This window comes from Rhizobium sp. NZLR8, from assembly GCF_019685025.1.
Classification (GTDB): domain Bacteria; phylum Pseudomonadota; class Alphaproteobacteria; order Rhizobiales; family Rhizobiaceae; genus Rhizobium.
Genome location: NZ_JABDVY010000001.1, coordinates 596,124 through 617,001, shown reverse-complemented (window position 1 = coordinate 617,001; position 20,878 = coordinate 596,124). Strand labels below are relative to the sequence as shown.

Here is a 20,878-nt window from a genome sequence, read left to right as displayed (position 1 = left end):
TCTCCACCGGCGGCCTGGTCGCATGTTCGATCATGATAGGGGAGGGGCCGCGGCTTATGCCGCCGCGACCCCAGGAGAGGCTTACTTGAAGGCTTCGATTTCGCCGGCAGCCTTCTTGAGCGCTGCTTCCGGCTCGGCCTTGCCTGTTACCACCGACTGGATCATCTCGATTATCGAGTTCTGGAAGCCCTTATAGTCGGTGAAGAGCGGCTCGGGACCACCGTAGCTGATGCCGTCGATCAAAGGCTTCCAATTGGCATCCTTGGCGACGAACTCGTCGACCTTGGCGGAGGGGCGCAGCGGGGTGAGGCCGGCGCCGCCCTGCAGCTCGTATTCCGGCTGGACATCAGGCGAGGTGATGAACTTGGCGAATTCTATCGCCTTGTCCTCGACTCCAGAACCCTTGAAGATCGCCAGGCTGTCGGTGATCAACAGCGTGCCCGGGCCCTTGGCGTCGGGACCGAGCGGCAGCGTCGTGATGCCCCAGCTGATCTGCGTCTTCTTCAGACGGTCGGCTGCACCGGAGCCGGCCTGGATCATCGCCACCTTGCCGTCGAGGAAGATGGCGCGGACTTCGTTCTGCTCATAGGCCGTCGGGCCTTCTTCGGAGTAGGGGACGATGTCCTTATAGGCTTTCAGCGCGGCGAGAATCTGCGGGCTGTCGAGCGTGACCTTGCCGTCGGCATCGGTCACCGCGCCGTTGTTAGTGTAAACCCAATGCATGAACTGGTGCATGGTGTTGTCGAAGGTCTTGGCGGAGAGACCAAAGCCCGGAATGCCGGTCTTTTCCTTGATGGTCTTGGCCATCTCGATTTCTTCGGCCCAGGTCTTCGGCGGCGTCTCGGGGTCGAGGCCGGCCTGCTTGAAGAGATCCTTGTTCCAGTAAAGCGCCTTGGTGGAGAAGGCGATCGGAACGCCCCACTGGTTACCCTCGAACGTCACCGTGTCGACGATGTGGGGATAATAGGCCTTCTTCTCGTCATCGGTCATCGGCACCGGCACGATAAGATCGTTCTGGGCGAATTCCTTCAGCGTGCGCGAGCCGACATAGGCCATGGCAACCGGCGTGCCGGCTGCGGCAAGCGTCGTGGCCTTGTCCTGGCACTGCGCCCAGCCGACGACCTCGGGGGCGATCTTCCAGCCGGCGTTCTTTTCTTCCCACTGCTTGATGTATTTGGTGTGGACCGGGTCGATAGTGTCGCCGCAATAGATCCAGCTGATTTCCTTGTCGGCTGCATGGGCAGTGACCGCGGTCAGTGCGGTCGAACCGAGCAAAGCGAGCGCCATAAGGCCTGTCTTGATTGTTATGCTCACGTCGTGACTCCCGTTTCTTGTGTTAGCTGTTCACTCGTTTTTTGATCTTATTGTTTCACCGCACCGGCGGTCAGCCCGCCGACAAGGTAGCGCTGAAGGAAGAAGATGACGACCATCGCCGGCGCGATGCCGACGAAGGAGGCCGCCATCAGTTCGTTCCAGATGACCTCCTGCTTGCCGAAGTAAGCAAAGAGACCCACCGGCAAGGGCATGTATTCGGTCTTCGAGTTGAAGGTCAGCGCGAAGATGAATTGCTGGGCGTAAGCGCCGATGAAGGTGGTGATGGCGACGACGATGATGCCCGGCATCGCAATCGGCAGGATGACGCGGCGAAGCGTGTAGAAATGGCTGGCGCCATCCATATAGGCCGCTTCGTTGAGTTCCTGCGGGATACGGATCATGTAGGTGCGCAGCAGCCAGATTGCCGACGGGATCAGGAAGGCGACTCCCGGCACGATCATGGCCAGATAGGTGTTGAGCACGCCCAGGCTGCGCATCAGCCGGAAGAGCGGGATCAACAGCACGGCGCCGGAAAACATATTCACCGTCAGGAAGGCGCCGAGCAGGATCCCCATGCCCCTGAATTCGAACTTCGCGAAGGCATAGGCCGCCGGAATGACGAGGCAGAGCACGACCAGCGTGACGATGATCGAGATGAAGAACGAGTTGAAGATATAGCGTCCGAAGCCGGGAACGCTGACCCACATCGTCCGGTAAGCCTCAAAGGAACCGTTCTCCGGCCAGAAGCGATAAGGCGAGGAGAAGAGCTGGCTGAGCGGCTTCAGCGACACCATGAAACCTTCGAAGAAAGGCGCCAGCACGAAGAACAGAAAGAGCGCGATGCCGCAATAGATCAGGATGATTTCCCACCAGCGGTAACGGTCGATCATGGCGGAGCTGCTCATGCGCGCTTCTCCGGGTTGAGGCGGCGGGTGACGCGGAAATAGGCAAAGCAGAAGAGCGACAGGAAGATGCAGATCAACACGGCGCGCGCCGCCCCCTCACCGTATTTCTTCGAGCCGATGGCGGTCTGATAGGTGTCGATGATCATCGTCGTCGTCTCGCCGCTCGGTCCGCCCTGCGTCAGGATCCAGATGATATCGAACGAATTGAAGGTGGCGATCAGCGACAGCATCGACATGGTGATGATCGCCGGCACCATCAGCGGCAGGGTGATGCGGCGGAAGCGATACCAACGGCCGGCGCCGTCGGTCCAGGCGGCCTCGTAGAGATCCTTCGGAATCGATTGGATCGCCGCCAGGAAATAGATCGTCACCAGCGGCACGCCGATCCACACGTCGGTGATGATCGTCGCCCAGAAGGCGGTGTTTCCATAGGCGAGGAAGGCGACCGGACCGTCGACCAGACCGAGGCGCTGCAAAACGCCCGATATCATCCCGAACTGGCCGTTGTACATCCAGCCCCACATGAAGATGCCGATCGCCATCGGCACGATCCAGGGCGGCATGGTCAAAAGCCGGAACAGCGAGCGGCCGGGCACCGCGGCATTCAACATGCATGCACCGAAGGTGCCGATCACCATTTTCAGGGCGACCGAGAAGAACGTCCAGATGAAGGTGCGGATGATGACTTCGGCAAACCGCTCGTTGAAGATCTTCTCGTAATTGATCCAGCCCACCCAATTGGTGGTCTTTCGCAGCGACGCATCGGTGAAGGAGAGAATGAACGTATCGACCAGGGGATAGGCGACGATGGCGAGAACATAGAGCACGGCCGGAAGAAGCAGGATGCAGGCGAAGATGAAGGTGCTTCGTTGAACACTCATCCTGCCGCCCTCCTCAAGCCGCTCTTGCGTGAAGGGCTTCGTCGAAGCGGTCCCAGACGGGACGCAGGTCGACGACCGTTTTCTTCATCCTCGCTTCGTCCATCGCCAAGGCGAGGATGCCGGCTTCCAGCGCATTCAGCGTGGAGACGGGAAGTTCGAGCCCGGTGCGCACACTTTCGAGCAGATCGCTCGCCATCTGCTCATCGGCCCCGTAGTGCTGGGAGAGCTCGGTGGCAGCGTATTTGTTTTCGACCACCTTATTGCCGGTCAATTGTTCGTGCACGTCGAGATAGCCACGAACGAAATCGCCTTCGGCCATGCCGCGCGAACCCATGATGGCGAAACGGCGGAATTGGTCGGGCACGTTCAGATTGGTGTGGAAGTTCATGCCGACGCCATTTTCATATTCGACGATCGCCACCTGATAGTCGATGATATCGGCATCGCTGTCGAAGACCTTGTCCGTTCCCATCCAGCCGCTCGGCTTGCGGTGGAAAAGCTCGAGGTCGTTGATGCCCTCGCGCGCCGGGTCGTTGGCCGGAATGAAGCTCTTGCGGCCGCCGAAACTTGCAACGCGCTCGGGCCGCGCGCCGACGACGCCATTATAAAGGTCGAGGTCGTGGCAGCATTTCTCCAGCATGAAGCTGCCGGAATAGCGCTCATAGCGGCGCCAGTCGCGCATGAAGAAGGCGCCGTGATAGGGCTCGATATGTTCGGAGGCCTCGATCGACACGATCTGGCCGAGTGTGCCCTCGGCCTGGATGGCGCGCAGATCCTTATAGAGTGGAGAATAACGCAGCACGAGGCCGACCATCAGTCGCTCATGGCCGAATTTCGCCATCAGATGGGCAAGCTCGATGCTTTCAGCGATCGTCGTAACGATCGGCTTTTCACAGAAGACTTTGAGACCGGCTTGCAGTCCGAGCCTGATATGATCGAGATGCAGGTGATTGGGGGAGCCGATCATCAGCAGATCGAGCTTTTCGGAAGCCAGCAGCTCCTCCGGCGAAGCATAGGCCTTGCCGACCGAGACTCCCTTTTCCGTCAATCCGGGAAGTCCGGCGGGTTCCGGATCCACATAGCCGACAATGTCGAAGCTGCTATCGATCGCTTTGAACACATATCCGAGATAGCCGAGCCGGAATCCTAGCCCGATGATTCCCACTTTCATGCCGATCAAGTTCCCAATTAAGTAATTTATTTTCTTTAAGTTGGGACAAAAATCGAGAGGCGTCAATAGAAAACGGGCCTCAAAGCGCGGGCATGAAATTAATTTTCATAGATCGGTAGGCGGCTGCCGATTGTTGGCTTCAACCGGCCGGACGCGGATTGCCGAATGGAATAGCGCGCACAGCTTGAAGCAGCGGCGGCGAATTCATCGTATTTTGCCCAGGCGGCGATCGTCCCGACAACCACACGCGGGACTCGCGAAATGTTGAAAAGACACGTGAGTTTACGTGTGTAGGATGGCACGAGACCCGAAGGCAAGGAGGAGCCATCATGACCCGCATGACAGCCAAGGATTTCCCTCAGGAACTTCTCGAACTCTACGATTATTACGCGCACGGGAAGATTACCAAGCGCGAATTTCTCGACCGGGCCGGCAAATTTGCGGTCGGCGGGCTGACCGCAGCCGCCATTCTTTCGTCGCTGAGCCCCGACTATGCGCTGGCGACCCAGGTCGAGTTCACCGATCCCGACATCGTGGCCGAATACATCACCTATCCGTCGCCGAAAGGAAATGGAGATGTCCGCGGTTATCTCGTGCGCCCTAAAAACGCCGCCGGCAAAGTAGCGGCCGTGGTGGTCGTTCACGAAAACAGAGGCCTGAACCCCTATATCGAGGATGTGGCGCGACGCGTGGCAAAGGCGGGTTTCATTGCACTGGCGCCTGATGGACTCACTTCGGTCGGAGGTTATCCCGGCAACGACGAAAAGGGGCGTGACCTGCAGCAGAAGGTCGACCCGGAAAAGCTGATGAACGACTTCTTCGCGGCGGTCGAATTTCTGATGAAGAGCGACCTCACCACCGGCAAGGTCGGCATCACCGGCTTCTGCTACGGCGGCGGCGTCGCCAATGCTGCGGCGGTCGCCTATCCCGAACTTGCCGCAGCCGTGCCCTTTTACGGCAGACAGCCGCGCGCCGAGGACGTGCCGAAGATCAAGGCCCCCTTGCTTCTCCATTATGCCGGGCTGGACAAGGGCATCAACGAAGGCTGGCCGGCCTATGAAGCTGCGCTGAAATCCTCGCAAAAAATCTACGAAGCCTATGTCTATCCCGACGTCAATCACGGCTTCCACAACGACACCACGCCGCGCTACGACGAAGCAGCCGCCAAGCTCGCCTGGCAGCGCACGGTCGACTGGTTTACGAAATACCTAGCCTGAGGAGGCAGTGGCTTGAACGATGCTGCGGCGGGGAGCCATTCCCCGCCGCCTGGGGCGGTCCTGCGACAACCCTATGATTTCCGTTCACATCTAGATTGCTCTGCGGTTCGACCCGCGTGGGCTCGCGGACTGGAAGGGACCCCGGCGGGGACACCATGGTATGATCGATCGAAAAGCCCTTCTGTGGTTCTATGGGCAAGCCTATGATCGCGAGAGCCACCGGAGGACGTCACTGGAGCACCCTCGCGAAGAGACGGGCTCATCATGCAGCCATCCTCTATCGATCTCGAAATTGCGGTGATGATCATTCGGGAGAAATGTCATGGTACGCTTGCTTTCCGTCAATGTGGGCCTGCCGCGCGACATCACTTGGCAAGGCAAGATCGTCAACACCGCCATTTGGAAAACGCCGGTCGATGGCCCGCGCATGGTGCGGCGGTTGAACGTGGACGGCGATGGACAAGCCGACCTCGCCGGCCATGGCGGTGAAGGCCGTGCGGTCTTTGTCTATCAGATCGATTCCTACCGGTACTGGCAGGAGCAGTTGCGCCGCGACGACTTTGTCTACGGGCAGTTCGGAGAGAATTTTACCATCGATGGTTTGCCTGACGCAGAAGTCTGCATTGGAGACCGTTATCGGATCGGCGCCGCGCTGTTCGAGGTGACGCAGCCGCGCGTCACTTGCTACCGGCTTGGTATACGCATGGACGAGCCGCAGATGGCCGCGTTGCTGGTCAAACATGGCCGTCCCGGCTTCTATTTGCGTGTGCTCGAAGAAGGAGACGTGCGGGCAGGCGACGAGATCACGAAGGTTGCGTCCGGCCCCGAAGGCATGAGCATTTTTGCGATCAACGCGCTGCTTTACATGCCCGGCCATCCTCGTGACCAGTTGGAGCGCGCGCTGCGCATCCCGGCGCTGAGCGCCGGCTGGCGTGGTTCATTCGAGGCGCTGCTCAAGCAGAGGCGGGAGGAGGGGGCAACGACGGGAAATGCCGGGCTCGCCGCCGCATCCGGCCCGCCGCCGGCATGGCGCGGTTTCCGCCCTATGCGTGTGTCGCGCAAGGTGCGGGAAAGCGGCAACGTGACCTCCCTCCTGCTCGAACCGACGGATGGCCAACCCGTTACCGCGGCACTGCCTGGGCAGTTCGTGGTGCTGCGGTTCGGGCCAGCTTCTGCGCCGGCGATGATGCGTAGCTATTCGCTGTCAGGCGAGCCCAGCGCCAGCCATTATCGCGTCAGCGTCAAGCGGGAGCCCCATGGCCTTGCCGGCTGTTACATCGATGACGAACTGCAGATTGGAGACATCGTGCAGGCAAGCGCCGCACGCGGCAGTTTCACGTTGCGGCCGGGCGCCTCGCCAATAGTTCTCTTGAGTGCGGGTATCGGCGTGACACCGGTGCTGGCGATGCTTCACGTTCTGGCGGCCGAAGCGTCGACCCGGCAAGTCTGGTGGTTATACGCTACCCGCAACGGCCGCGAACATCCGTTTGCCGAGGAGGCGCGCGGGCTGCTCGGGACGCTTGCTCACCATCGCAGCCACATTCGCTACAGTTTGCCCGACCCCGAGGATCGGCCGAAGCTGGATTTCGACGCTTACGGCCGTCTGGATGTGCAGTCGCTAAGAGCACTCGACCTGCCGCGCGATTGTGATGTCTATATCTGCGGGCCCTCGACATTCATGAGCGATCTGACCGTCGGACTGATAGCCCTGGGCATCGCCCCGGATCGCATCCACAGCGAGATGTTCGGCGCCGGTCCGTCGATAACCCCCGGAATGTCTGCTTCGCCGCCTCGTCCACCACATTCACCGGCGGGGTCTCCAGGCTCGGGGCCGCTGGTGTCGTTTGCGCGCACCGGTCTTAATGTGCGCTGGGAGCCGACATTCCAGAGCCTGCTCGAACTGGCGGAGGCCTGCGACGTGCCGGTGCGATGGTCGTGCCGAACCGGCGTCTGTCACACCTGCGAGACCGGGCTTGTAGCAGGGAGCGTCGACTACCGGCCCGACCCGGTCGATGCGCCGGCGGACGGCAACGTGCTGATCTGCTGCTCGAAGCCTAAGGGCGACATCGTGATCGATTTGTAGAGGCAGGATTCTTAGTGGTCTTTCTGGCGGATGCCTGATTGTCCCTACCTTGCAAGCATGGCGATGCGATGCTGCCCAAAGGCGAACGAACATTCGTGGCGGAGGATACGGAAGGCTTCCTCGCCTCTTCATGACGCGCAAAGAGCGCTGCAACAGCTTGAATCGCGGCACAATCCTCAAGTCGCTTCCGATTTAAGCAATTATGCGGTAGCCTGCCCGCTGGCTTTCATCGAGCGAAGGTTTTCGCTCGACGCTGGAGACGGCTTCAGACGACGAAGTATCGACCGTCGGGATTGCAGAATACGTTCTGTCATCGATGATCAGGCCAAAATGCGATGTGCACGGAACAAGGATGCCTGTCATTGGGTTTCGAACCTTAGCGTTCAAAAGGAGGAGCATTCATGCCTACGGTTGCTGCGACACCCATCACCCCACCTGACCAGCACGTCGTCACCGCGCGCGAAGCCATCGAGCCGCTTTATGAGAAGCTCGAGCTCCAAACGGAATCGCTGGTTCTATCCGCGGCACTGGAAGCGGGATGGTCTCCGGATGAGGCAACGAGGGCACTTGCGGCGCTGAGACTGCAGGACGCTCTTTCCACCTTGGACGAACGAACCAGCCGTTAAACTCCGAGAATATCCACTGCCTCCGACAACTCCGACAGGGGTTGCCGTGCTGTTCGACTCGCACAGCTATTGCGAGCCGCCGGCTTTGCGTCGCCGCCGGCTGACCATCATTCCGCCGACGATGAGAACAATTCCGGTGGCGTTCGCCCAGAACGACGTCGGCACGGCGCGCAGATAATCAAACGCCACCCCCGTTACCATCTGGCCGCCAATGATCAGCAGAGCCGCATTGACCGCGCCTATCCGAGCAATCGCCCAGCTGCCTGCCGCCACGAAAACGACGCCGATCGGACCACCCAAAAAGACATACCAAGGCGCCTCGGCGGCTTCAGCTGGAAGCAGGCCTCCGACAACGAGACCAAGGCATGTAAGAACCGCAAAGCCTACGGCGTGATTCCAGAAGGATGCGATCAGCGGCGTTGTGGATATGCTCAACCGCCCATTGAGCTGACGACTGAGGCCGACGAGCACGCCGCCGAGGCAAGCCAGGAGAACGAACACTGTCACGCCGCACCTCGCCCAAACAGGATAATGAGTGCGCCGCCGGTGACGACCAGGCCGAGCGCGGCGATGTCCCGCATGTCCGGGCGCCGCTTGGGCAGTCCGAATAGACCCCAACTGTCGGCCGCCAGGCTGAAGGCGACCTGGCCTGCCAAACCCAAAGCCAAGGTGCCGGAGAGCCCGAGCGGCGAGTTGACCGCGGTCGAGGTCAGAATAACCGTTGCGGCCCCGGATACACCACCGAGATAGGCCCATAAGGGCGCTCTGTCGGTTTTACCCACCATCGGAGCGCGGCGGCGGTTGAGCGCTAAAAGAAGAATGACGGCGGCGACCATGCCTGTGCCGTGAGCGGTCCAAGATGAGAACAGGGGATTGCCGACCCGTGCCAACTCACCGTTGAGATGCACCATGAACGTTAAGAGCCCACCCGTCGCAAAAGCTCCGATGAAGTAGATGGGATGCGAATTACGTGCTGCTTCGATGGTCATTGCAGATCCCGTCAAAGAATCGATTGCGCCGGATATTTTTCAAACTGCCATTACCGAACGCGCGTCTTGCACCTGGCCGGAGCTATCAGCATCGACATGGGAGTGCTAAACGGCGACCTTTGCATATAAGGAAATATCGTGAAAAAATTAGTTCGCCTGCTGCTGACGATCGCTCTTGCTCTCGTCGTTTTTACCGGTTTCCGCTGGTATCGCTATATCTCCAACACCGATAGCCCCTATGACGAAATCGGCATCACCCTCAACAATTCCATGCCCGGTCCGATCAACAGCTGGGGCTGCGCCAAGCTGAAAATCACCTTTGCCGGTTCCCTGCCGCCATATGGCTGCGCTGCCGCCGACGCGACGCAGTGGAAATAACGCACCAAGGCTGCGCCGATGGCCCAGCCTGAATTGCCTCGCGGAGTAGGCCGACCCCGCCGGCTCAGATCGGCCAGACCGCCAGCAGGGCGGGCACACTGACCAGCACGACAATGAGCGAGAGCGGCAGGCCCAATCTCGCATAGTCGCCAAATCGATATCCGCCCGGCCCCATAACCAGCGTATTGCACTGATGCCCGATGGGCGTGAGGAAATCACAGCCGGCACCAATGGCCACCGCCATCAGAAAAGCATCGGGCCGAAAGCCCAGCTTGGCGGCAAAAGTCGCGGCGATCGGCGCCATGACCAGAACAGTTGCTGCGTTGTTCAAAAATGGGGTCACGGCCATGGCCGCAACCAGGATCAGAGCCAGAGCGCCGAACGGCGGGAGCATCTCGGCGATCCGCGACAGGAGGTCCGCGATGATGTCGGTGGTTCCCGTGGTTCTCAGCGAGTCACTGATCGGGATGAGAGCGGCCAGCATGATCAAAATGGGCGCATCAAGATGATGATAGACTTCGCGCAAGGGAATAGATCCGGTGACCACCATCAGAAAGGCGGCGGCAAAAAATGCTGTCGCGACAGGAATGCCGCCGAAGGCTGTCGCCCCCATGGTGGCCAAGAGGATGATGACGGGGATCATGCCGTTGCGGGCGTTGCCGAGCTTCAAATCCCGTACGACCAGCGGCAAACATCCCCATTCGCGTAAAAGATCCGGCAGCTTCTGCAAGTCGCCCTGCAAGACCACGACGTCGCCGTTGCGGATCTTGATCTCGCCCAGACGCTCGGTGAAGCGCCTGTCCCGGCGGCTGACGGCAAGAAGGTTGAGGCCGGTATTGTGGAAGAGAGAGACGTCTTTTGCGCTGACGCCGATCAAACGGGAATGTTCGCCGACGATGGCTTCAACGGAACTGATGTCCTGGCGTGTCTCCGGCTCGTGTTTACGATCGGACAGTTGAAGCCTGGCTTCACTGACGATCTTGTCGAGAGCGCTCTGCTCGCCCTCGATGATAAGACGGTCGCCATCCTTGAGCACTGTGTCGGGAAGCGGCGTTCGTCTTTGGCCGCTGCCACCGATAATTGCGGTCACCATCGCATCGCCGCCGGCGGGCTTCTGCAGCCAGCTGACGGACCGGCCAATCGCCGCCGACGGCGTGACGACCTTGGCCTCGGTCGTGTAGTTTTTGATCGCCACCGCCTCATCCATCGAGGTTTCTGCCCGGGTTCTTTCCGGAAGCAGCTTGTAGAACAGCCCCAGAAAGACAACGCCGGTGACCGCGAGCGCCAGGCCGACGGGCGTATAGTCGAACATCGTGAACGGCTGCCCGGTGATTTCCTCACGCACCCGGGAAACGATGATATTCGGTGATGTGCCGATCTGCGTCATAAGCCCTCCGAGCAGAGAGGCGAAAGACATCGGCATCAGGAACATCGACGGCGATACGCGTGATTTCCGCGCCATTTGCACGGCAACCGGGATCATGATTGCCAGCGCCCCGATATTTTTGACGAAAGCTGACAGGGCGGCGACAATGGCAACCAAAATGATCAGCTGCATCCGCGGCCCGCGTCTTTCGGGAGAAAATCGGCGCAACGCGACATCCATGATCCCCGATCTGGATATCGCCGCACTGACGATGAGCGCGCTGCCAACGATGATAACAATGTCATCGGCAAAACCGGAAAAGGCAGCTTTGGCAGGCACGATGCCGGCAATGATGGCAACGAGCAGCGAACTCACGGCGACGATATCGTATCGATAACGACCCCATACGAAGGCGCCCATCATGAGCGCGATGATGAGAAGGGAAAGCCATTGGTCAACGCGCATGTTTGCATCCCGGTGGTAGCAATTAACGTTTGAGGCATGAGAACGATACGACGCGACGGCGAATTTTTTTCATCGCCTCGCCGCTTCCTGTGGCCGACAATCGGTGGGTACCGGTTTGTTCGGCCCGGTCGGCACGCCTGGCCGTCATTCGAAGTATCGAAGGCCACGTTCGCGATGCGGTGAGGCTTGGAATAGACGCGCGTGTTGCCAATATTCAGCAAGAGCAGGCCACCATGGAACTTCCAGCCGCCAGCCGGCATTCCATGCTCGGATATGCTGTTTGGGGAACGACCATGGCCAGTGACAACCTCTCGACATATCGATCGAAGCGCGACTTTCAAAAGACGACGGAGCCGAGCGGCGATAAGCAGAGCGCGCGCAGCAATCGCCGTCGCTTCATCATCCAGAAACATGATGCCACCCGGCTGCATTACGACCTGCGGCTCGAACTCGACGGCGTCTTCAAATCATGGGCGGTCACCAAGGGCCCATCGCTCGATCCGCACGACAAGCGGCTGGCTGTCGAGGTCGAGGATCACCCGCTCGATTATGGCGATTTCGAAGGCACGATCCCGAAAGGGCAGTATGGCGGCGGCACGGTGATGTTGTGGGACCGCGGCTATTGGGAGCCGGAGGGAAAGAAAAGTCCGGAGCAGGCGCTCGCCAAGGGTGACTTCAAATTCACCCTGGAAGGCGAAAGGCTGCACGGAAGCTTCGTGCTGGTGCGCATGCGTAATGACCGCGATCGCGGCAAGCGAACCAACTGGCTGTTAATCAAGCACCACGACGAATTCTCGGTCGATGAGAATGGCGCAGCGATCCTGGAAGAGAACGACACCTCGGTCGCCTCCGGCCGAGCGATGGATATGATCGCGGCCGGCAAAGGCCGCAAGCCAAAGCCATTCATGATCAAGGGTGGTGATGTTCAAGCGAATGCCGTCTGGGACAGCAATCACGGGCTGGCCGCCGAAGAGCGAAAAGAGGACGCCCGAGCCGACAGGAAGCCCAAGACGGCAGCAAGGGTCGACCTTCCAGACTTCATTGAGCCGCAACTTTGCCAGGCCCTGGAGCGGCCGCCGGCCGGCACCGGCTGGATTCACGAGATCAAGTTTGACGGCTACCGCATCCAGATGCGCACGCTCGAGGGCGAGGTGACGCTGAAGACGAGGAAAGGCCTGGATTGGACCGGCAAATACCCACAGATCGCCGAGGCGGCATCGGTGCTGCCTGATGCCATCATCGACGGCGAGATCTGCGCGCTCGACGACCATGGCGCACCGGATTTCGCAGCCCTACAGGCAGCCATTTCGGAGGGCAGGACCGGCGATCTCGTCTATTTCGCCTTCGATCTTCTTTATGAGGGTGGCGAGGATTTGAGATCTCTGCCTCTCATCGAGCGCAAGGCGCGGCTTCGAAGCTTTCTGTCGGATGCCGGCAGTGATCCCCGCCTGCGTTTCGTCGAACATTTCGAGACCGACGGCGATGCGGTCCTTCGCTCTGCCTGCAAGCTCTCACTGGAAGGCATCGTCTCCAAACAGGGCGATGCACCCTATCAATCGGGCCGCACCGAAAGCTGGGCGAAATCGAAATGCCGCGCCGGCCACGAAGTGGTGATCGGCGCCTATGCCAAGACCAATGGCAAATTCCGATCCCTGCTGGTCGGCGTCTATCGCGGCGACCACTTCGTCTATGTCGGCCGCGTCGGCACGGGCTATGGCGCGAAAAAGGTGGAAACGCTGCTTCCGAAGCTGAAGGCGCTCGAGACGGCAAAATCGCCCTTTACCGGGATCGGCGCGCCGAAAAGGGAGGCCGAGGTCACCTGGTTGAAGCCGGAACTCGTCGCCGAAATCGAATTCGCAGGCTGGACCGCCGACGGTCAGGCCCGCCAGGCCGCCTTCAAGGGTCTGCGCGAGGACAAGCCGGCCAGGGAAGTCAAGGCCGAACGGCCGGCGAAGCCCGCACAGACTGAAGTGCCGGAGCCCGCGGTGGCGGCGAAGACCAGGCCCATCCGCCGCAAAGGCGCCAAGGCCGAGGTGATGGGCGTACTGATCTCCAATCCCGACAAGTCGCTGTGGCCGGATGCCAATGATGGCAAAGCCGTGACCAAGGAGGATCTGGCCCAATATTATGAAGCCGTCGGCACCTGGATGATCGAGCACATCAAGGGTCGCCCCTGTTCGATCATCCGAACGCCCGACGGGGTTGGCGGCGAGCAGTTTTTCCAGCGCCATGCGATGCCCGGCACCTCGAACCTTCTCGAACTGGTCAAGGTCTTCGGTGACAAAAAGCCCTATCTGCAGATCGACCGGGTCGAGGGTCTGGCTGCCGTCGCGCAGATCGGCGCTGTCGAGCTGCATCCCTGGAATTGCGAACCGCATAAGCCGGAGGTGCCCGGCCGGCTGGTGTTCGACCTCGACCCCGGCCCCGACGTGCCGTTCTCCACAGTCGTTTCCGCCGCCCGCGAAATGTGCGATCGTCTCGACGCGCTGGGTCTGATCAGCTTTTGCAAGACGACCGGCGGCAAGGGCCTGCACGTCGTCACGCCGCTTGCGATCAACAAGCGCAAGCCGCTTTCCTGGGCAGAAGCGAAGAGCTTCGCGCACGACGTCTGCCAGCAGATGGCGCGCGACCATCCGGAACTTTATCTGATCAAGATGACGAAGAGCCTGAGGAACGGCCGCATCTTCCTCGACTATCTCCGCAATGACCGGATGGCGACGGCCGTGGCACCTTTATCGCCCCGTGCGCGCCCGGGCGCAACCGTCTCGATGCCGCTGACCTGGAGCCAGGTCAAATCGGATCTGGACCCCAAACGCTTCACCATCCGCACCGTGCCGGCACTGCTGTCGAAATCGTCAGCCTGGGAGGATTACTGCGACGGCCAGCGCCCGCTGGAGCAGGCAATCAAACGCCTTGGCAAAGTCTCGAACGCGGCCTGAACGCGAATAACAGTCCGCCCGTGGTCAGCTGTCCCTGTCGGAATGAATTTTCTCTGAGGGCCGATATTGCCCTTCGCAAAACCGCTCCAAATTACAGCGGAGTGGATCGTGGACATCAAGCGTTGACAATCCTTTGCCCTCGAGGTCTACTGGCCCACTTATCGGACCAGCAGACCTCAGGGGGAGGGCATGGCGATGGATGTTCGAGCCATGCTCGAAGACGACGTTGCGACGCTTGGTGGAGCGCCGAAGAAGTCGATGAAAGACTTCGTCGTCCAGAAGATTGCGACCTTCATCGCCACCGGCATCCTCAAGACAGGTGACCCGCTTCCGAGCGAACGTGAACTGGCTGCCGCGCTCTCGGTCAGCCGCGAGACCGTCCGCGGGGCGATCCTGATCCTTTCCACGCATGGAATTCTCTCGGTTGCGCAGGGAACGCGCACGGTGGTGGCGTCTGAAGATGTCGGCGAATTGGCTGTTCAGGCGGCGCGCTATCGCGACATTGCGGCCTACAGTCTCGACAATGTTCATGAGGCGCGGCTGCTGATCGAAGCGCAGGTCGTCAGGGCTGCCGCGGTCAGGATGGAACCTTCAACGCTTGATTATCTCCGCCAGTCGATCGCAGCACAGGAAGCCGCCTGTGACGATCCTGTTCGCTTCTTGATCTGTGACCGGGAATTTCACACCGCCATCTATCGCTCCAGCGGCAACGCGGTGCTGGCTGACATGGCCGCCGACCTCTATTCCTACCTTCTCAGCCACCGAAGGCGCGTTGTATCGCAGCCCGGGACGATCGCCACCAGCATCGCCGATCACCGGTTGATCCTCGCCGGTTTGGAGACTGGGGATCCGGACGCCGCATGCGCGGCCTTCGCGCTCCACGAAACCCGCATTTATACGACAACCAAGCTGCTCCTAGCCTAGGCCGCAGGCGAAGAGCAGGAGAGACAGAAGTCGAAGACAGGGGGAATACGATGCATATTCTCATTATCGGGGCGGGAGGCATGATCGGCCGGAAGCTCGCTGCCAGCTTGGCGCGCAGCGGTTTCCTCGGCGCCGATACGATCACCCGCATGACGCTCGCCGATATCGCCCCTCCGCCTGTGCCAGCCGGCGTCGTTGCGTCGGTGGAAGCCCTAGCCGCCGATATTTCCGCAGGCGATGCCGCGGAAGCCCTGGCGGCTCGCCGGGCCGACGTGATCTTTCATCTCGCCGCGATCGTTTCCGGCGAGGCCGAGCGCGATTTCGAACTGGGCTACCGGGTCAATCTCGATGGCACGCGAGCTTTGTTGGAAGCGATCCGTCGTGAAGGAAGCCGGCAAGCCTATGTTCCCCGGTTCGTCTTCTCCTCGTCGATTGCGGTCTATGGCTCGCCGTTTCCCGATCCGATCCCCGACGATTACGTCCAGGCGCCTCTCACCAGCTACGGCGTGCAGAAGGCGATATCGGAGCTGTTGCTCGCCGACTATTCGCGGCGCGGCTTCATCGACGGCGTGGGAATTCGATTGCCGACCATCGTGATCCGGCCGGGTGCCCCGAATGCCGCCGCATCCGGCTTCTTTTCCGGAATTCTGCGGGAACCGCTCGCCGGCCAGCGGGCTGTTCTTCCCGTGGAGGAAACGGTCAAGCACTGGCTGGCAAGCCCACGTTCCGCCGTCAAATTTCTGATCCACGCCGCGACGCTCGACACATCGTCGCTGGGTGCGCGGCGCACGCTGACCATGCCGGGGGTTGCAGCCACCGTTGCCGACCAGATTGCCGCGTTGCGCCGGGTTGCCGGCCCCGAGGCGGTTGAGTTGATCGACCGTCGCCGCGACGAGGTCATTGAAGCGATCGTCGCCGGATGGCCGAAATCCTTTGCGCCTGATCGTGCGACGCAACTGGGTTTCACCGCCGAAACCAGCGTCGACGAGCTGATCGAGGTCTACCTCGCCGAAGACGCTCCGGGTGCGTCGCGAGGAGATTGAGGAGAGGGGCGGGAGCCTCATTATAACGACAAGACGAAGACACAGCATGTAGCGCTCGATTTCTGGGAGGAGTGAGTATGGCAGGCGTTCAATTCGCGGATGTGCGGAAATCATTCGGGGCATTTCCGGTCATCAAAGGCGTCGATATCGACATCGCCGATGGTGAGTTCGTGATCCTGGTCGGCCCGTCGGGTTGTGGTAAATCCACGCTGCTGCGGATGCTGGCGGGACTTGAGAACATTTCCGGCGGCGAGATCAAGATCGGCGGGCGCGTGGTCAACACGCTGCCGCCGAAGGACCGCGACATCGCCATGGTGTTTCAGAACTATGCGCTCTATCCGCATATGACGGTGGAGCAGAACATGGGCTTCTCGCTGATGCTGAACAAGGCGCCGAAGGCCGAGGCCGAGAAGCGGGTGAAATACGCCGCCGGCATCCTCGGTCTCGACAAATTGCTCGACCGTTATCCGCGCCAGCTTTCCGGCGGCCAGCGCCAGCGTGTCGCCATGGGCCGGGCGATCGTGCGCGATCCGGAGGTCTTCCTGTTCGATGAACCGCTGTCCAACCTCGATGCCAAGCTGCGCGTCGCCATGCGCGCCGAAATCAAGGAGCTGCATCAGCGACTGAAAACCACTACCGTCTACGTCACCCACGACCAGATCGAGGCGATGACCATGGCCGACAAGATCGTCGTCATGCATGACGGTGTCGTCGAGCAGATCGGCACGCCGCTCGAGCTTTACGACACGCCGGCCAATCTCTTCGTCGGCGGCTTCATCGGCTCGCCGGCGATGAATATGATCAAGGGCAGGCTCGATCCGGAAAACCCGACGCAATTCAGGGCATCCGACGGCACGACGCTGCCGGTCGCCCATCCGCCGGCCGGCGCCATCGGCCGCGACCTCGTCTACGGACTTCGCCCGGAATACATCTTGCTCGACGCCAATGGCCTGCCCGGCGAAATCGTGGTGATCGAGCCGACCGGCTATGAGACCCATCTCACCCTCAAGCTCGGCGGCAGCGATGTCAGCTGCGTCTTCCGCGAACGCGTCAACGCGCGGCCGGGCGAAATTCTGCGCGTTGCGATCGACGCCGCGCATGTTCATCTCTTCGATGCCGAGAGCGGCCGGAGATTAACCGACTGACGCCGTCCGGCAGCGGCGGGGCGGAGGAGCTCTCGCAGCCAGCAGGTTGGTCGCATCCCCTCTCAGGGATGCAAGGACCGTCGTTCACCAAGCGGGAGGTGAGCGCCGGGGAGTTCGCACCCGCGTTTTGATGAGGAGGAATCTCATGAGGATCAAAAGACGTGACTTTCTTGCCGCCTCGGCTGCCGTCGCCGGCGCCGCCGGCCTCGGCATTCGGCCATCTCTCGCCCAGGCCGAACCGAGCTACACGCCGGAAAGCGGTGCCAGCCTTCGTCTGCTGCGCTGGACACCCTTCGTCAAGGGCGACGAGGAGGCCTGGATCGCCAACACCAAGAAGTTTACCGAAGCGACCGGCGTCGAAGTGCGCATCGACAAGGAAAGCTGGGAGGACATCCGTCCGAAGGCCGCCGTTGCCGCCAATGTCGGCTCCGGCCCCGATCTCATCATGTGCTGGTTCGACGACGCGCATCAGTATCCGGACAAGCTGGTCGATCTCACCGAACTCGGCAATTATCTCGGCAATAAATATGAGGGCTGGTACGACGGTGTGAAGGGTTATGCGACCCGCGGCGACACCTTCATCGCCATGCCGCTGACGGCGATCGGCAACGCCGTCGTCTATCGCGACAGCCACGTCAAGGCCGCCGGTTTCAACGAATTCCCGAACGATACCGCAGGCTTCCTCGAACTCTGCAAGGCCATGAAGGCAAAGGGCACACCGGCCGGCTTCCCGCATGGCAAGGCCGTCGGCGACGGCAACAACTACGCCCACTGGCTGCTGTGGAGCCATAACGGCATGATGGTTGACGAAGGCGGCAAGGTAACGATCAACAGCCCCGAGACGCTGGCTTCGATCAACTATGCCAAGGAGCTCTACGCGACCTTCATTCCGGGCACGGAGAGCTGGCAGGACGTCAACAACAACCGCGCCTTCCTGGCCGGCCAGGTCTCGCTGATCGCCAACGGCGTCTCGGTCTATTACACCGCCAAGAACGACCCGAAGCTCGCCGAGATCGCCAAGGACATCCGCACGACGAACTTCCCGATCGGACCTGTCGGCAAGAGCGTCGAACTTTGCCAGACGAGCTCGCTGCTTCTCTTCAAGCACACCAAATATCCAGAAGCGGCCAAGGCCTACATCAAGTTCATGATGGAAGCCGATCAGATGAATGCCTGGATCCAGGGCTCCAGCGCCTATTGCTGCCAGCCGCTCAAGGCCTTCGCCAAGAACCCGATCTGGACCGCCGATCCGGTGCACGCGCCCTATGCGCGCGCCTCGGAGAAGCTGCGCCCGAACGGCTATGCCGGCCCGCTCGGCTATGCCTCAGCAGCGACCATGGCCGACTATGTTCTGGTCGACATGTATGCCGCCGCCGCCACCGGTCAGATGTCGCCGGAAGATGCGATGAAGGAAGCTGAACGCCGGGCAAACCGCTACTATCGCGTCTGACCCGCGCGTCGGAGCATGATGCCATCATGCTCTGACTATTCCTAAAGCAAGCGGGGTGCCGGCCTTCGGCATGCCGCAGCCTCCTCCGGGAGTTCAAACGCGATCTGGAGATAAGCAATGTCGATGGCAAATTCGAGGGATAGACGTGGGCCGGTCTCTTCGCTCCTGCAGAACAACAATGTGCTCGGCTTCCTGTTCATGCTGCCGGCGGCAGTGTTCCTTGTCTGCTTTCTTACCTACCCGCTGGGGCTCGGCGTCTGGCTCGGCTTCACCGATACCAGGATCGGCCGCGACGGCGTCTTCATCGGGCTGGAAAACTACCAGTTCCTGATGGACGACTCGGTCTTCTGGCTGTCGGTCTTCAACACCATCCTCTATACCTCCGTCGCCTCGGTGCTGAAATTCGCGCTCGGCCTCTGGCTGGCGATGCTGCTCAACCAGCACCTGCCCTACAAATCCTTTTTCCGGGCCATAGTCCTGCTTCCTTGGGTGGTGCCGACGGTGCTGTCGGCGCTGGCCTTCTGGTGGATCTACGATGCGCAGTTCTCGATCATCTCCTGGTCGCTGATGAAGCTGGGGCTGATCAGCGGACCGATCAACTTCCTCGGCGACCCGATCAATGCGCGCATATCCGTCATCGTCGCCAATGTCTGGCGCGGCATTCCCTTCGTGGCGATCTCGCTGCTTGCCGGGCTGCAGACGATCCCAGCCTCGCTGCAGGAGGCAGCCTCCCTCGACGGCGCCACGAGTTGGCAGCGTTTCCGCTATGTGACGCTGCCGATGCTGACGCCGATCATCGCCGTCGTGATGACCTTCTCGGTGCTTTTCACCTTCACCGATTTCCAGCTGATCTACGTGTTGACCAAGGGCGGCCCTGTCAACGCGACGCATCTGATGGCGACACTCTCGTTCCAGCGCGGCATTCCCGGCGGCCAGCTTGGCGAGGGTGCGGCGATCGCGGTTGCAATGGTGCCCTTCCTGCTCGGCGCGATCATGTTCAGCTTCTTCGGCCTGCAACGGCGCAAATGGCAGCAGGGCGGCCAGGATTAAGGCCAAGGTTTAGGAGAGTGACGATGTCGACAAATTCAAACACCGCCGATCAGGTCGTGACCGACAACGCCGAAGGCATGAGCTATCTGAACCGCCTGCCGCGGCGGATCGTGATGCTCTACCTGCCGATGGCCGTCTTCGTCTTCGTCCTGCTCTTCCCGTTCTACTGGATGGCGGTCACCGCGGTGAAACCCAACGACCAGCTGACCGACTACAACAATTACAGCCCGTTCTGGGTGGTGGGACCGACGCTTGCGCACATCAAATACCTGTTCCTCGAGACATCCTATCCGGGCTGGCTGTGGAACACGATGCTGGTGGCGGTCTGCTCCACCTTTCTCTCGCTTGTGGCTTCGGTCTTGGGCGCCTATGCCATCGAGCGCGTCCGCTTCACCGGTTCGCGTTCGGTCGGCCTGGTGATCTTCCTCGCCTATCTCGTGCCGCCCTCGATCCTCTTCATCCCGCTTGCCTTCATCGTCTTCAAGCTCGGGATCTACGACTCCCGGCTGGCGCTGATCTTCACCTATCCGACCTTCCTCATTCCCTTCTGCACCTGGCTGCTGATGGGTTATTTCCGCTCGATCCCGTTCGAGCTGGAGGAAAGCGCGCTCGTGGACGGCGCCAACCGGTGGCAGATTCTCACCAAGATCATCCTGCCGCTCGCCGTGCCGGGGCTGATTTCGGCCGGGATCTTCGCCTTCACACTGTCCTGGAACGAATTCATCTATGCTCTTACGTTCATTCAGTCCTCGGAGAATAAAACTATTCCCGTCGGCGTGCTGACCGAACTGGTGCGCGGCGATGTCTTCGAATGGGGGGCGCTGATGGCGGGAGCCCTGTTCGGCTCACTCCCGGTGGTCATCCTCTACTCGTTCTTCGTGGATTATTACGTGTCCTCGATGACCGGGGCGGTGAAGGAGTGACAGCGGCAA

General features: G+C 60.7%; 18 protein-coding genes. 11 read left to right on the top strand and 7 right to left on the bottom strand.

Annotated features, from left to right (window positions below; translation table 11 throughout):
• Positions 1-81: 81 nt before the first annotated feature.
• The 4 genes from HJB89_RS02950 to HJB89_RS02935 form a co-directional block, all read right to left on the bottom strand.
• Entirely contained in the window at positions 82-1,287 is a 1,206-nt protein-coding gene (locus tag HJB89_RS02950) for an ABC transporter substrate-binding protein (RefSeq protein ID WP_207585634.1), read from the bottom strand.
• A 74-nt stretch (positions 1,288-1,361) separates the two neighbouring features.
• Positions 1,362-2,219, bottom strand: coding sequence for a carbohydrate ABC transporter permease (locus tag HJB89_RS02945; RefSeq protein WP_221148872.1), 858 nt, complete (start codon positions 2,217-2,219; stop codon positions 1,362-1,364).
• On the bottom strand, positions 2,216-3,100 hold the full coding sequence (locus HJB89_RS02940) for a carbohydrate ABC transporter permease (RefSeq protein ID WP_221148870.1): 885 nt from the start codon (positions 3,098-3,100) through the stop codon (positions 2,216-2,218). Before HJB89_RS02940 ends, HJB89_RS02945 begins: the two co-directional genes overlap by 4 nt.
• Before the next feature lie 13 nt (positions 3,101-3,113).
• Positions 3,114-4,271 carry a Gfo/Idh/MocA family protein gene (locus HJB89_RS02935; protein WP_207585289.1) on the bottom strand — a complete coding sequence of 386 codons (1,158 nt, stop codon included), beginning with the start codon at positions 4,269-4,271 and terminating at the stop codon, positions 3,114-3,116.
• Positions 4,272-4,600: 329 nt separating this feature from the next.
• On the opposite strand from HJB89_RS02935, the gene yghX reads away from it, so the two are divergent.
• The 3 genes from yghX to HJB89_RS02920 all read left to right on the top strand — a co-directional run bounded on the left by yghX (position 4,601) and on the right by HJB89_RS02920 (position 8,197).
• The gene (yghX, locus tag HJB89_RS02930) at positions 4,601-5,488 is read left to right on the top strand and encodes a YghX family hydrolase (RefSeq protein ID WP_207585288.1); all 888 of its coding nucleotides are present in this window, start codon (positions 4,601-4,603) and stop codon (positions 5,486-5,488) included.
• A gap of 322 nt (positions 5,489-5,810) precedes the next feature.
• Entirely contained in the window at positions 5,811-7,571 is a 1,761-nt protein-coding gene (locus HJB89_RS02925; protein ID WP_207585287.1) for an MOSC and FAD-binding oxidoreductase domain-containing protein, read from the top strand.
• Positions 7,572-7,972: 401 nt separating this feature from the next.
• On the top strand, positions 7,973-8,197 hold the full coding sequence (locus tag HJB89_RS02920) for a hypothetical protein (protein WP_207585286.1): 225 nt from the start codon (positions 7,973-7,975) through the stop codon (positions 8,195-8,197).
• Positions 8,198-8,263: 66 nt separating this feature from the next.
• On the opposite strand, the gene HJB89_RS02915 is transcribed toward HJB89_RS02920, so the two are convergent.
• Both HJB89_RS02915 and HJB89_RS02910 read right to left on the bottom strand, forming a co-directional pair.
• Positions 8,264-8,704, bottom strand: coding sequence for a DMT family transporter (locus HJB89_RS02915; protein ID WP_207585285.1), 441 nt, complete (start codon positions 8,702-8,704; stop codon positions 8,264-8,266).
• Positions 8,701-9,186 (bottom strand): DMT family transporter, encoded by a 486-nt coding sequence (locus tag HJB89_RS02910; protein ID WP_207585284.1) that lies wholly within the window; start codon positions 9,184-9,186, stop codon positions 8,701-8,703. The genes HJB89_RS02915 and HJB89_RS02910 overlap by 4 nt, the downstream gene beginning before the upstream one ends.
• 138 nt (positions 9,187-9,324) lie before the next feature.
• Here HJB89_RS02910 and HJB89_RS02905 point away from each other — a divergent pair, with 138 nt between their 5' ends.
• Positions 9,325-9,564 (top strand): hypothetical protein, encoded by a 240-nt coding sequence (locus HJB89_RS02905; RefSeq protein WP_207585283.1) that lies wholly within the window; start codon positions 9,325-9,327, stop codon positions 9,562-9,564.
• A gap of 64 nt (positions 9,565-9,628) precedes the next feature.
• Here HJB89_RS02905 and HJB89_RS02900 read toward each other — a convergent pair whose 3' ends face one another.
• Positions 9,629-11,395 (bottom strand): SLC13 family permease, encoded by a 1,767-nt coding sequence (locus HJB89_RS02900; RefSeq protein ID WP_207585282.1) that lies wholly within the window; start codon positions 11,393-11,395, stop codon positions 9,629-9,631.
• Between the two features lie 293 nt (positions 11,396-11,688).
• Between HJB89_RS02900 and ligD the strand changes: the two genes are divergently transcribed.
• The 7 genes from ligD to HJB89_RS02865 all read left to right on the top strand — a co-directional run bounded on the left by ligD (position 11,689) and on the right by HJB89_RS02865 (position 20,869).
• Positions 11,689-14,334 (top strand): DNA ligase D, encoded by a 2,646-nt coding sequence (gene ligD, locus HJB89_RS02895; protein ID WP_221148868.1) that lies wholly within the window; start codon positions 11,689-11,691, stop codon positions 14,332-14,334.
• 195 nt (positions 14,335-14,529) lie between these two features.
• A complete protein-coding gene (locus HJB89_RS02890; RefSeq protein WP_207585633.1) occupies positions 14,530-15,258 on the top strand; it encodes a FadR/GntR family transcriptional regulator in 729 nt (242 codons plus the stop codon).
• A 50-nt stretch (positions 15,259-15,308) separates the two neighbouring features.
• Complete coding sequence (gene denD / locus HJB89_RS02885; RefSeq protein ID WP_207585280.1) at positions 15,309-16,301, top strand: D-erythronate dehydrogenase; 993 nt, start codon at positions 15,309-15,311, stop codon at positions 16,299-16,301.
• Between the two features lie 77 nt (positions 16,302-16,378).
• Positions 16,379-17,446 (top strand): ABC transporter ATP-binding protein, encoded by a 1,068-nt coding sequence (locus HJB89_RS02880; protein WP_207585279.1) that lies wholly within the window; start codon positions 16,379-16,381, stop codon positions 17,444-17,446.
• 145 nt (positions 17,447-17,591) lie between these two features.
• Positions 17,592-18,896, top strand: coding sequence for an ABC transporter substrate-binding protein (locus HJB89_RS02875; protein ID WP_221148865.1), 1,305 nt, complete (start codon positions 17,592-17,594; stop codon positions 18,894-18,896).
• A gap of 117 nt (positions 18,897-19,013) precedes the next feature.
• Entirely contained in the window at positions 19,014-19,946 is a 933-nt protein-coding gene (locus HJB89_RS02870) for a carbohydrate ABC transporter permease (RefSeq protein ID WP_207585277.1), read from the top strand.
• 23 nt (positions 19,947-19,969) lie between these two features.
• Positions 19,970-20,869 carry a carbohydrate ABC transporter permease gene (locus HJB89_RS02865; protein ID WP_207585276.1) on the top strand — a complete coding sequence of 300 codons (900 nt, stop codon included), beginning with the start codon at positions 19,970-19,972 and terminating at the stop codon, positions 20,867-20,869.
• Positions 20,870-20,878 lie beyond the last annotated feature (9 nt).